The 12256-nt window shown below is 64.4% G+C and carries 14 protein-coding genes; 3 read left to right on the top strand and 11 right to left on the bottom strand.

The window, feature by feature from the left end; genetic code table 11:
* Window positions 1–62: 62 nt before the first annotated feature.
* A complete protein-coding gene (gene ccrA / locus IQ782_RS19745; protein WP_194136442.1) occupies window positions 63–1343 on the bottom strand; it encodes a crotonyl-CoA carboxylase/reductase in 1281 nt (426 codons plus the stop codon).
* 326 nt (window positions 1344–1669) lie between these two features.
* On the opposite strand from ccrA, the gene IQ782_RS19740 reads away from it, so the two are divergent.
* The 3 genes from IQ782_RS19740 to deoD all read left to right on the top strand — a co-directional run bounded on the left by IQ782_RS19740 (window position 1670) and on the right by deoD (window position 4821).
* The gene (locus IQ782_RS19740; protein WP_194136441.1) at window positions 1670–3646 is read left to right on the top strand and encodes a protein meaA; all 1977 of its coding nucleotides are present in this window, start codon (window positions 1670–1672) and stop codon (window positions 3644–3646) included.
* A 159-nt stretch (window positions 3647–3805) separates the two neighbouring features.
* On the top strand, window positions 3806–4117 hold the full coding sequence (locus IQ782_RS19735) for an H-NS family nucleoid-associated regulatory protein (RefSeq protein ID WP_194136386.1): 312 nt from the start codon (window positions 3806–3808) through the stop codon (window positions 4115–4117).
* Window positions 4117–4821, top strand: a complete 705-nt coding sequence (gene deoD, locus IQ782_RS19730) for a purine-nucleoside phosphorylase (protein WP_194136385.1) — start codon at window positions 4117–4119, stop codon at window positions 4819–4821. The genes IQ782_RS19735 and deoD overlap by 1 nt, the downstream gene beginning before the upstream one ends.
* Before the next feature lie 48 nt (window positions 4822–4869).
* Here deoD and IQ782_RS19725 read toward each other — a convergent pair whose 3' ends face one another.
* The 10 genes from IQ782_RS19725 to IQ782_RS19680 form a co-directional block, all read right to left on the bottom strand.
* Window positions 4870–5715, bottom strand: a complete 846-nt coding sequence (locus tag IQ782_RS19725) for an urea carboxylase-associated family protein (protein ID WP_194136384.1) — start codon at window positions 5713–5715, stop codon at window positions 4870–4872.
* 422 nt (window positions 5716–6137) lie between these two features.
* On the bottom strand, window positions 6138–6299 hold the full coding sequence (locus IQ782_RS19720; protein WP_194136383.1) for a hypothetical protein: 162 nt from the start codon (window positions 6297–6299) through the stop codon (window positions 6138–6140).
* Window positions 6300–6486: 187 nt separating this feature from the next.
* The gene (locus IQ782_RS19715) at window positions 6487–7266 is read right to left on the bottom strand and encodes a succinate dehydrogenase iron-sulfur subunit (RefSeq protein ID WP_194136382.1); all 780 of its coding nucleotides are present in this window, start codon (window positions 7264–7266) and stop codon (window positions 6487–6489) included.
* A 9-nt stretch (window positions 7267–7275) separates the two neighbouring features.
* Entirely contained in the window at window positions 7276–7584 is a 309-nt protein-coding gene (locus IQ782_RS19710) for a hypothetical protein (RefSeq protein WP_194136381.1), read from the bottom strand.
* A complete protein-coding gene (sdhA, locus tag IQ782_RS19705) occupies window positions 7584–9386 on the bottom strand; it encodes a succinate dehydrogenase flavoprotein subunit (RefSeq protein WP_194136380.1) in 1803 nt (600 codons plus the stop codon). Before sdhA ends, IQ782_RS19710 begins: the two co-directional genes overlap by 1 nt.
* Window positions 9387–9401: 15 nt before the next feature.
* Entirely contained in the window at window positions 9402–9773 is a 372-nt protein-coding gene (gene sdhD / locus IQ782_RS19700; RefSeq protein WP_194136379.1) for a succinate dehydrogenase, hydrophobic membrane anchor protein, read from the bottom strand.
* A 14-nt stretch (window positions 9774–9787) separates the two neighbouring features.
* Window positions 9788–10183, bottom strand: coding sequence for a succinate dehydrogenase, cytochrome b556 subunit (gene sdhC / locus IQ782_RS19695; protein WP_194136378.1), 396 nt, complete (start codon window positions 10181–10183; stop codon window positions 9788–9790).
* A gap of 267 nt (window positions 10184–10450) precedes the next feature.
* A complete protein-coding gene (locus tag IQ782_RS19690) occupies window positions 10451–11482 on the bottom strand; it encodes a MaoC family dehydratase (protein WP_194136377.1) in 1032 nt (343 codons plus the stop codon).
* The gene (locus IQ782_RS19685) at window positions 11482–11685 is read right to left on the bottom strand and encodes a DUF1737 domain-containing protein (RefSeq protein ID WP_092425002.1); all 204 of its coding nucleotides are present in this window, start codon (window positions 11683–11685) and stop codon (window positions 11482–11484) included. Before IQ782_RS19685 ends, IQ782_RS19690 begins: the two co-directional genes overlap by 1 nt.
* A 20-nt stretch (window positions 11686–11705) precedes the next feature.
* Window positions 11706–12251 (bottom strand): NnrU family protein, encoded by a 546-nt coding sequence (locus tag IQ782_RS19680; RefSeq protein WP_194136376.1) that lies wholly within the window; start codon window positions 12249–12251, stop codon window positions 11706–11708.
* Between the last annotated feature and the right edge of the window lie 5 nt (window positions 12252–12256).

The raw sequence follows: 12256 nt of genomic DNA, 5'->3' as shown, positions 1-12256 counted from the left end.
GGTCAAATATCCCGGGGGTGAGGCGCGCAGCGCCGAGGGGGCAGCGCCCCCTCCCTCGCCACTCAGCCTGCCAGCGCGTCCTCGAAAGTGCGCAGCCCGGTCCGCGGGGCCTGCACCAGCACCGCCATGTTGCCCGGCTTGTGCTGGTTGCGCAGCATCTTCACATGCGCCGCCGGGATCTCCTCCCAGCTGAAGACCTCGGACATGCAGGGATCAAGACGGCGCTCGATCATCAGCTTGTTCGCCGCCGAGGCCTGCTTGAGATGGGCAAAATGCGAGCCCTGCAAACGCTTCTGGTGCATCCACATGTAGCGCACGTCGAAGGTGCAGTTGAAGCCGGAGGTGCCGGCGCAGATCACCACCATGCCCCCCTTCTTGCAGACCAGCGCCGAGACCGGGAAGGTCGCCTCGCCGGGATGCTCGAACACCATGTCGACGCTCACGCCCTTGCCAGTGATGTCCCAGATCGCCTTGCCGAACTTGCGCGCCTCCTTCAGCCACTCGTTGTATTCGGGCGTGTTCACCTTGGGCAGCTGGCCCCAGCACTTGAACTCGTTGCGGTTGATGACCCCCTTGGCGCCCATCGACATGACGAACTCGCGCTTGCTCTCGTCCGAGATCACGCCGATCGCATTGGCACCAGCGGTGTTGATCAGCTGGATCGCGTAGGAGCCGAGTCCACCCGAGGCGCCCCAGACCAGCACGTTCTGGCCCGGCTTCAGCTCGTGCGGGTGGTGGCCGAAAAGCATCCGGTAGGCGGTGGCCAGCGTCAGCGTATAGCAGGCGCTCTCTTCCCAGGTCAGGTGCTTCGGGCGCGGCATGAGTTGCTGTGCCTGCACGCGGGTGAACTGGGCGAAGCTGCCGTCCGGGGTCTCGTAACCCCAGATGCGCTGGCTGGGCGAGAACATCGGGTCGCCGCCGTTGCACTCCTCGTCGTCGCCGTCGTCCTGGTTGCAATGGATGACCACCTCGTCGCCGACCTTCCAGCGGGTGACCTTCTCGCCCACCTTCCAGACGATGCCCGAGGCGTCGGACCCGGCGATATGATAGGGCGCGCCATGCCCGTCGAAGGGGCTGATCGGCACGCCGAGCCCGGCCCAGACACCGTTGTAGTTGACCCCGGCGGCCATCACGAGGACCAGCACTTCCGAGCTGTCGATCTCCCAGGTGTCGACCACCTCCTTCTGGAAGGAGGTGTCGGGCTCGCCATGACGCTCGCGGCGGATCGCCCAGGCGTACATCTGCTTCGGCACATGGCCGAGCGGGGGCATCTCGCCGATCTCGTAGAGGTCCTTCACCGGTGCGTTGTAGGGCGCGATCTCGGTCTTGCTGTCGAGCGCCATCATGGCCTCCTTCCTCACTCCTGCATCGCCCGCGCCGCAGTGCAGAATCGCGGGGCTCCTCCCCATCGGAATACAATCCATCGCGCAATATTGCAACTCTAACCGCGACACCTGAGAAATTTTATAACTTCGCGGATGCAGAAAAATTCAGCGCCCAGCCAGTCAAACGCATGTATAGTGGGATCCGGACGAACCTGCGCCCGCTGCACTGCAGCCACGCGCGCCCGCCGCGATGCGGCGAATTGACGAGACATTTTATTTCTCCTATCCACATCCAATCGCAAGATGATTGCTCGCAAGAATCGCGCCGTCCGAGGGAGGATGACATGAAAGACAGCACCAGCCCGCGCCAGCCCGACCGTCCCTGGCTGATCCGCACCTATGCCGGCCATTCGACCGCCAGCGCCTCGAACGCCCTCTACCGGGCGAACCTCGCCAAGGGGCAGACCGGCCTGTCCGTGGCCTTCGATCTGCCGACGCAGACCGGCTACGACAGCGACCACGTGCTGGCGCGCGGCGAGGTCGGCAAGGTCGGCGTGCCGGTCTGCCACCTGGGCGACATGCGCGCACTTTTCGACCAGATCCCGCTGGAACAGATGAACACCTCGATGACGATCAACGCCACCGCCCCTTGGCTGCTGGCGCTCTACATCGCGGTGGCCGAGGAACAGGGAGCCGACACCGCGCAGCTGCAGGGCACCGTGCAGAACGATCTGATCAAGGAATATCTCAGCCGCGGCACCTATATCTGCCCGCCGAAACCGTCATTGAAGATGATCGGGGACGTGGCGGAATATTGCTACACGCATGTTCCCAAGTGGAATCCGATGAATGTCTGCTCCTACCACCTGCAGGAGGCCGGCGCGACGCCCGAACAGGAACTGGCCTTTGCCCTTGCGACAGCCTGCGATGTTCTCGACGAGTTGAAAGGCCGCGTTGCCGCCGAGGATTTCCCCGCGCTCTGCGGACGCATCAGCTTTTTCGTCAATGCCGGCATCCGATTTGTTACAGAAATGTGCAAGATGCGCGCCTTTGTCGACCTTTGGGATGAAATCCTGCAGGAGCGCTACGGCGTCACGGATCCGAAATACCGCCGCTTTCGCTACGGAGTGCAGGTCAACAGCCTTGGTCTGACCGAGCAACAGCCGGAAAACAATGTCTACCGTATTCTCATTGAGATGCTGGCAGTGACACTGTCGAAAAACGCCCGCGCCCGCGCCGTGCAATTGCCGGCCTGGAACGAAGCGCTTGGGTTGCCACGTCCCTGGGACCAGCAATGGTCGATGCGGATGCAGCAGATCCTCGCCTACGAGACCGACCTTCTGGAATTCGACGACCTGTTCGATGGCAATCCGGCGGTGGACCGAAAGGTCGCGGCGCTGAAGGACGGCGCGCGCGCTGAACTGGCGAATATCGGCTCTATGGGCGGCGCCATTGGCGCGATCGACTACATGAAATCGCGGCTCGTCGATGCGAATGCGGACCGGCTCGGTAGAATCGAGCGCAATGAGACAACCGTGGTCGGCGTGAATCGATGGACCGAGGCCGAGCGGTCTCCGCTGGTTGGCGAAGACGGCGGCATCATGCTCGTGGACCCCGCGGTCGAAGCCGAGCAAATCGCGCGCCTCGAGCAGTGGCGCTTAGCCCGAGACGCCGCCGCGGTTGAAGCGGCGCTCGCCGAATTGCGCGCCGCGGCAGCTTCGGGTGCAAATGTCATGCCTGCCTCGATCATCTGCGCAAAAGCCGGGGTGACCACCGGAGAATGGGCGCATCAGATGCGCGCCGTGCACGGCGAGTATCGCGGCCCCACCGGAGTGGCCAAGGGAGTCTCGAACCGCACCGAAGGCCTGGACGAACTGCGCGCCGCGGTGGATGCGGTCAGTGACCGGCTTGGGCGCCGCCTGCGCTTTCTGGTCGGCAAACCCGGTCTCGACGGCCATTCCAACGGCGCCGAGCAGATCGCCTTTCGTGCCCGCGACTGCGGCATGGAAATAGAATATGAGGGAATCCGCCTGACCCCGGAGCAGATAGTCGGCCAGGCTAAAAACGGTGCGCATGTGGTGGGGCTTTCCATTCTCTCCGGCAGTCACATTCCCTTGATCGAGGATATGATGCAGCGGATGCATGCCGAAGGCCTGGAGCATATCCCCGTCGTTGTCGGCGGCATCATCCCGGATGAAGATGCCAAGGCGCTGAAAGCACTGGGAGTTGCAAGGGTCTACACACCCAAGGATTTCGAACTGAACGAGATCATGAAAGACATTGTCTCCCTTGCCGATCCGGCCCGTGCGGCCGCGCAATAAGCGTCAATCCGCGCATGGGTTGCAAAAAGATACGGCTGTTCACGTTACAGGTGGACAGCCGCCAGCGGAAATACGCGAAAAGTTCAATTGACACAAAGCCATGCCTTGCAGAAATGCTCCGATTGCCGAATTTTTATGGCACAGAAAACGGAGACTATCGTGAATATTGACCTTGATACCCTGTCAAAAGACGAGTTGAAGCAGCTGCAGGCTGACGTAGAGAAAGCTCTGGTTACAATAGACGCGCGCCGCAAGGCCGAAGCAAAGCGCGCAGCCGAGCAAGTCGCCAAGCAATTCGGATACTCGCTCGACGAAATCATTGCAGCCGGCGGCACCAAGGGCTCCAAGGGCGCACCGAAATACGCCAATCCGGCGGATCCGGCGCAAACCTGGACCGGGCGTGGCCGCAAGCCGAACTGGGTGATTGACGCGCTCGAAGACGGCAAGTCGATCGAGGACCTCGCCCTCTGATGACGGTCCATATCGGAGCAAAACCCGGCGATATCGCCGAAACGGTGCTGATGCCCGGAGATCCGCTGCGCGCGGAATGGGTGGCGGAAACGTTTCTGGACAACGCAGAATGCGTCAACCGGGTGCGCGGCATGTATGGTTTCACGGGGTCCTGGAAAGGGCACCGCGTGTCCGTGCATGGCTCCGGCATGGGGATGCCCAGCCTGTCCATCTACGCCAACGAGCTGATCCGGGACTACGGGGCGAAGACCCTGATCCGCATCGGCTCCTGCGGCGCGATGCAGGAAAGCGTCGCGGTGCGCGATGTCATCCTCGCGATGACGGCAAGCAGCCTGTCGACCCCCTCCCGCGGGATCTTCCGCGAATTGAACTTCGCGCCCTGTGCCGACTACGGCCTGTTGCGCGCAGCCGCCGACGCCGCCGCGCGGATCGGCGCGACCACGCATGTTGGCGGGATCTATTCCGCCGACGTCTTCTACGACGAGCGCCCCGACCTCAACGAGATCATGACCCGGCACGGCATTCTCGGCGTCGAAATGGAAGCCGCCGAGCTCTACAACCTCGCCGCCCGCCACGGGGTGCGCGCGCTGGCCGTGCTCACGGTCTCGGACCACCTCCTCACCCACGAGGCGCTGCCGGCCGAAGACCGGCAGAGGTCCTTCGCCGAGATGGTCGAGGTCGCGCTCGAAGCCGCCTTCGCCTGACAGGAGGGCGGGGCAGAAGCCCCGCTCACCCTGCAAGTGCTCACTCCCTCACATCCCGTGGCTGCCGTCGTAGCCATTGCGCGCGGGTGCGTGCCAACCCGCCAGAAGCGCGTCCGGCGCCCGCAGGATGTCCACCTCCAGCGGCGCGCAACGCGCCACGTCCGAGCTGTGCTCACTGCCGCAGTCGCCGCCCGGACAGGCGCTCAACGCGCCCAGCAGGTCGATCTCTGCAAAGAAGGTCAGATGGTCTCCCGGACGCACCGGGCTGGCTTTCATGAAGTATTGGCCGGTGTCGCGGGTGAAACCGGTGCACATGAAGACGTTCAGCACATCATGCACCTCGCGCGCCGCCGCCTCGGCGGAAAGCCCCGTGGCTTCGGCCAGCGCGCGCGTCAGGTTGGAGTGGCAGCAATGATGGTACTGCGCGCCGCTCAGCAGGTGGTGCGTGTGGGGATCGCAGCGCGTGCCGATCACGTCGTGCACCGACCCGCCGAATTCGTCGATCCCATACCAGTCGAGGCTGTCTTCGACGATGGTCGCCATCGGGCGCAGATGCGGGAAGCAAGACCACATCCGCTCGCCGGTGCTCAGGTGGGTGCCGTGCAACGCCCGCGTCTTGCCCGAGTAGAAGCGCTCCGACAGGTCGTTCGCGTTCCACAGGTTGAGATCGCCCACCTGCGGTGCCTCGACGCTTCGGATGCGGAAAAAGCCGCCCGCCGGCACCCGAAAGCTGCAGGCATCGCGCGGCGCGGCCACCACGGTCTCGACCAGTTCCGCGCCGGCCAGAGCCGCGGCGTAGAGCGCCATGTCTGCTTCCGGCAGGGTGTCGGTGGGATAGCAGATCACCGGCGCAACCGCGCGGCGTGAATCCGCATCTTCGGGGGCTTGGGTCATGTCTTGGCTCCTCTTTGCCGTCAGATGACCCCACGCGCGCAACGCACGCAAGCCCCGCCCTTCTTCTCTTTCCAAATACGCCGGGGGAGTCCGCGCAGCGGACGGGGGCGGAGCCCCCTCGACGCCAGCTCCGGGTTAGCGCGCGTGTCCGGTGCGCTGGCAGACCCGCGGCGTCTCGCCCCTCGGTCCCTGCGCGGTGGCCCCGCAGTGCACGCAGGTCCAGGTGCTGTCCCCTGCGCCTCGGCGCTCGCGCCAACGGCACAGCCGGGTGTCACCGTGCCGATAATTGAAGACCAGCAGCAGAACCACCGCAACGACAAAGACCCCCGCGAAAATCACCGGGGGCCTCGATCGGTCGGTCCTGTGCAGGGGAGGTTGCGCATGGGCCGGACCCTAGCGCATCCTGCCATCGGCGGCCAGCCTCAGGCGGCGCGGTAGTAGTCCAGCGTGCCCAGATCGGCGGTCACATCCTTATGTGCGACATGCACGAGCACGGGTTCGGGCTGGTAGTAGGCAAACGCCTGCTCGAGCGCGTCGAGGGCTTCACGGGCGGTGGTCTCGGTCTTAGCTGCAGTGCTGATCATAGCGTCCATCCTTGATCTCTCGATCTCCTCCCGTCCGGGTCCCTACATAGGGCTTTCTGCACCGCGGCACACCCGCCGATCCTGCAACCACGCTCTGCGCACAGCGCAACCGTCGGCCATGCAGCGCGAAACGGAAAGCGCCGCCCCCTTTCGGAGACGGCGCTAGCAACAGATCGCGCGGCGCGGATCAGACGTGGCGATTCAGCATCATGCGCTTGATTTCCGCAATTGCCTTGGCCGGGTTCAGACCCTTGGGGCAGGTCTTGGCGCAGTTCATGATGGTGTGGCAGCGGTAGAGCTTGAACGGATCCTCGAGGTTGTCGAGGCGCTCGCCGGTCGCTTCGTCGCGGCTGTCGATGATCCAGCGGTAGGCGTGCAGCAGCGCGGCCGGGCCGAGGTAGCGGTCGGAGTTCCACCAGTAGCTCGGGCAGGCGGTCGAGCACGACGCGCACATGACGCACTCGTAAAGACCGTCGAGCTTCTTGCGGTCCTCGATCGACTGCCGCCATTCTTTCTGGGGACGGTTCGTCTTGGTCTCCAGCCAGGGCATGATCGAGGCGTGCTGCGCGTAGAAATGCGTCAGGTCGGGGATCAGGTCCTTCACCACCGGCATGTGCGGCAGCGGGTAGATCTTCACGTCGCCCTTGACCTCGTCGAGGCCGTAGATGCAGGCCAGCGTGTTGATCCCGTCGATGTTCATCGCGCAGGAACCGCAGATGCCCTCGCGGCAGGAGCGGCGGAAGGTCAGCGTCGGGTCGATCTCGTTCTTGATCTTGATCAGCGCGTCCAGGACCATCGGACCGCATTTGTCCATGTCGAGGAAGTAGGTGTCGACCCGCGGGTTCTCACCGTCATCGGGGTTCCAGCGGTAGATCTTGAACGCCCGCACGTTGGTCGCGCCCTCGGGCTTCGGCCAGGTCTTGCCGGTGCGGATCTTGGAGTTCTTGGGAAGTGTCAATTGAACCATGTCGCTCTCCTATCGGATGAGGGCCGGCAGCCCCTCGGCTGCCAGGCAGGTCAGGGTCTCGGGCTTCGAGACGATGTCGGAAACCACCTCGACGGTGCTCGCGGTCGGCCCGGTGACGCTGTCGGCGGCCAGCGCGTAGATTTGCGTGGAGGACGCATTGTCGATCACGCAATCCAGCGCCGGTTCCACCGGCAGGCCCGGATACTTGTCGGCCACGACGCGGGCGACCGTGGATTTCGCGGCCTGCCGCGCAATCTGGTCTTGCGTCTGGACCGAACAGGCCGCCAGCACGAGGACGAGGCCGAGTGCGATCCGCATCAGAACGTCCGCGCCTTGGGCGCGATCTTCTTCAGCGAGATGCCGCCTTCGGCTTCGGTGGTCAGCGGGTCGACAACCACCGGGCGGTAGCTGAGTTCGACCTTGTTGCCCTCGACGCGGCTGATGGTGTGAACGCGCCAGTTCTCGTCATCGCGGTTCGCGAAGTCTTCGTGCGCATGGGCACCACGGCTCTCGTGGCGCGCCTCGGCACCGACGATGGTCGCGATGGCATTCGGCATCAGGTTGGTCAGCTCGAGGCTTTCCATCAGGTCCGAGTTCCAGATCAGCGAGCGGTCGGTGACCTTGATGTCGCCCATCTTGCCGGCGATCTCGGTCATCTTTTCCTTGCCTTCCTTCAGCGTCTCGGAGGCGCGGAACACCGCAGCGTCAGCCTGCATGGTGCGCTGCATCTCGAGCCGCAGATCGGCGGTCGGGATCGCGCCCGAAGCGTTGCGCACGCCGTCGAAACGGTCGAAGGCCTTGTCGATCTGCGATTTCGGCGCGGTCGGCACGGCCCCCGCACGGTCCACCACCTCGCCGGCGCGGATCGCGGCGGCGCGACCGAAGACCACGAGGTCGATCAGCGAATTCGAGCCAAGGCGGTTCGCCCCGTGCACCGAGGCGCAGCCCGCCTCGCCCACGGCCATCAGGCCCGGAACGACGGCATTCTGGTTCTCGGCGGTCGGGTTCAGCACCTCGCCCCAGTAGTTCGTGGGAATGCCGCCCATGTTGTAGTGCACGGTCGGCAGAACCGGGATCGGCTCTTTGGTCACGTCCACACCGGCGAAGATCTTCGCGCTTTCCGAGATGCCCGGCAGACGCTCGGCGAGCGCTTCCTTGGGCAGGTGCGAGAGGTTCAGGTGGATGTGGTCGCCATGCTCGCCCACGCCGCGGCCGTCGCGGATTTCCATGGTCATGCAGCGCGAGACGTAGTCGCGGGGCGCGAGGTCCTTGTACTGGGGCGCATAGCGCTCCATGAACCGCTCGCCGTCCTTGTTGGTCAGGTAGCCGCCTTCACCGCGGGCACCCTCGGTGATCAGGCAGCCCGAGCCGTAGATGCCGGTCGGGTGGAACTGCACGAACTCCATGTCCTGCAGCGGCAGACCCGCACGGGCCACCATGCCGCCGCCGTCACCGGTGCAGGTGTGCGCCGAGGTGGCCGAGAAGTATGCCCGGCCGTAGCCGCCGGTGGCCAGCACGACCATCTTGGCGTTGAAGACGTGGAAGGTGCCGTCGTCGAGCTTCCAGCACAGCACGCCCTTGCAGACGCCGTCTTCCATCAGCAGGTCGATGGCGAAATACTCGATGTAGAACTCGGCGTTGTTCTTCAGCGACTGGCCATAGAGCGTGTGCAGGATGGCGTGGCCGGTGCGGTCGGCCGCGGCGCAGGTGCGCTGCACGGCGGGGCCTTCACCGAACTCGGTGGTGTGGCCGCCGAAGGGGCGCTGGTAGATCTTGCCTTCCTCGGTGCGCGAGAAGGGCACGCCGTAGTGCTCGAGCTCGTAGACCGCGGCGGGGGCCGAACGGGCGAGGTATTCCATCGCGTCGGTGTCGCCGAGCCAGTCGGACCCCTTCACCGTGTCGTACATGTGCCACTGCCAGTTGTCCGGGCCCATGTTCGCCAGCGAGGCGGCGATGCCGCCCTGCGCCGCAACGGTGTGCGAGCGGGTCGGGAAAACCTTGGTCACGCAGGCGGTACGCAGGCCCTGCTCTGCCATGCCGAGGGTGGCGCGCAGACCGGCGCCGCCGGCCCCCACAACCACAACGTCATAGTCATGCGTCTCGTATTCGTATGCAGCCATCTTTCAGTCTTTCTCTCAGAGGGCAATCTTGGCGAGCGCAAAGAGGCCGGCAGCGGTCAGCGCCCAGCACAGGCCGATGACCAGCATGATCAGCAGCTTGCGCGCGCTCCCCGAGGTGTAATCCTCGAGCATGATGCGGGCGCCCTTTTGGAAGTGCTGCAGGCCGACAACCAGCACGAGGCCGGTCAGGATCGCCACGAAGGGCTTCTGGAAGGTCGCCAGCGCGGCCTCGTAGCCGGAGCCGAGGGCGTTGCCGAAGATGAAGAGGAAGGTCGGAACCATGAAGGCAAGCGCGACGGCGCTGACGATCATGTGCCAGTGGTGTTCCGCGCCGGAATGGGCCGAGCCCTTGCCAACGGCGCGCTTGCGGTCGGTCAGGTAACGCATGTCTGTCGTCTCCCTCAGATCCAGAAAATGATCACGGACAGGATGGTCAGAACCACCGAGCCGTAGACGCAGATCCAGCCGAGCTTCTCGGCAGTCGGAATGTCGAGCCCCTTGCCCGCGTCGAAGATCAGGTGCCGAAGACCGGCGAGGTAGTGGTACCAGATGCCCCAGAGCGAGAGGAACATCACGAGGTTGCCCACCCAGCTGGTGATCCACCATTCGGCGGTGGCGAATGCCTCCGGCCCCGAGGCCAGAGCGAGCAGCCACCAGACGATGAGGAAGACCGCGACGATCATCGCGTTGCCGGTGATGCGGGTGAGGATGGAGCTCATGGAGGTGAGCTGCGGTCGGTAATACGGCCCGATCATGAAGGGGGAGAGCGGGCGCTGGATCCGGTTCTCTTCAGCCATGGCTTGTCCTTTTCGGTTCCCTTGTGGCCGGTTTCTAGCGCCTCTTGCCCCGCCCTGTCACGCGGCTGCACGGGGCTTGGGCGTGTTTTTTCCACCCAATTCCAAAAAATGATCGCAATACGTGATCACACTTGAAAAAGCGTGATCACATTTTCGACGCTAACGGGTTTCTCCGCAGAGATACCTTATTCCTAAGCGTTTAAGTCGGATTTCCGCACCGCAGCGAGGCGACTCAACCTTCGCGCCGCCGGCCGACCCTGCGTCAGATCAGCGCGGGATCAGCGCCCAGTAATCGAGGTCGAGCAGCACATCGGGCAGGTATTTCCCCTCCGCGTCCCTGAGCACGAAGGGCGCGCCGCCCTTGGTGGCGACAAGTCGCAGACGCAGCGCCCCGACACCCGGCACTGCCGTCTCTGCCCTGTCCAGGACCTCGGACCAGACCCGGACGGTATCCCCTGCAAAACAAGGGTTTGCATGTGCGCCGCCGTTCAGGCCGACGATCATCTGCGCGTTTGCAAGCCCGTTGAAGCTGAGCGCGCGGGCCAGCGAAATGACATGGCCGCCGTAGATCAGCCGCTTGCCGTCCTCGCGCTGGGTGGCGTCGAAATGCACCTTGGCGGTGTTCTGCCAGAGACGGGTGGCGAGCATGTGCTCGGCCTCCTCGACGGTCACCCCGTCGACGTGGTCAATCTGCTCGCCGACCGCATAGTCACCCCAGCGGTGCGTTTCTCCGGCGAGGGTGAAATCGTAATTGCTGAAGTCCAGCCCCTCGGGGATCACCAGATCCTCGGGGGCGAGCACCTTCTTCAGGTCGGGCAGGACCGTCTCGGGCGCAGGGGCGTCCAGGTCCCTTTTCCGCACCATCACCCAGCGGCAGTACTCCAGCACGGTCTCGCCGCGCTGGTTGGTGCCGCGCGTGCGCACGTAGACGACACCCGACTTGCCGTTGGAATTCTGCTTGAGCCCGATCACCTCGGACGAGGACCGCAGCGTGTCGCCAGCATAGACCGGCTTCAGCCAACGCCCCTCGGCATAGCCGAGGTTGGCGACCGCGTTCAGCGACACGTCCGGCACGGTCTTGCCGAAGACGAGGTGGAACGCCGCCAGATCGTCCAGCGGCGCCGAGGGCAGACCAACGCTCCGGGCGAACTCGTCCGAGGAATAGAGCGCATGCCGGGCCGGGTAGAGCGCGTGGTAGAGCGCCCTTTCCCCGCCCGAAACGGTGCGCGGCACGGCGTGGTCGATGACCTGGCCGATGCGGTAATCCTCGAAGAAGCGCCCGGGGTTGGTCTTGGCCATCACTGGGCTCCCAGTTTCATGTCCGGCGTGTAGGGCGTGTCGATGTCCTTGGTTACGGCCTGGCCGCAGCGCATCACGCCGTTGGCCGCATCGAAGGCATAGGTCGGGCTGCCGTAGAGCTCCCAGCCCTTGCTCAGGGCCTCGGACACCTTGTGGCAGAAGGCCGAGGTGTCGTCCTCGGTCAGCAGTCGGTAGATTTTCATTTGGTCATTTCCGGTAGTTGTCATCCAAAGGTGGGATAGCCGAGCCAAGTGTGGATCGCACCGATCACGAAGAGCAGCACAACGCTCGCCGCGACGAAGATCAGGTCCTTCTTGATCTCGCCCTTCGCGGGCGGAGTCCACTCGGGCTCGGTGCGGTTGATCGTGCTCATCTCGACCAGCGCCCAGATGCCGAGCCCGCCGAACAGCACGAAGGAGGGCGTGTCGCCATTCACCATGAGGTGCGCGATGGCCCAAAGCAGGAAGCCGGTGAGCATCGGGTGGCGCATCTTGTAGAAAAGCGCCCCTTTCTTCGGCCCGGGCGAGGTGAAATAGAGCGCCGCCAGCATCAGCAGGTTGTTGATCCCCACCGTGGCCGGGGTGCGCCCATAGAAGAAAGTTCCATCGGCCATGCGGTAGCCGAAGATCATCAAGAGCACGCTGACAAGCAGGGCGAGCGCGACCGCGCCCTTGCCCGCGCTGCCCATCTTCGCGCGCGCCTCGGGAGCGAAGCGCTTGAACAGATGCGCCGCCCAAAAGAGCGCGACGCCTAGAATCAGAAGCAGCATTGGGG

It is taken from the genome of Salipiger mangrovisoli (assembly GCF_015223355.1).
In the GTDB taxonomy this organism is placed as follows: domain Bacteria; phylum Pseudomonadota; class Alphaproteobacteria; order Rhodobacterales; family Rhodobacteraceae; genus Salipiger; species Salipiger mangrovisoli.
The sequence above is the reverse complement of the archived record's forward strand: the minus strand, read 5'-3'. Positions and strand labels throughout refer to the sequence as shown.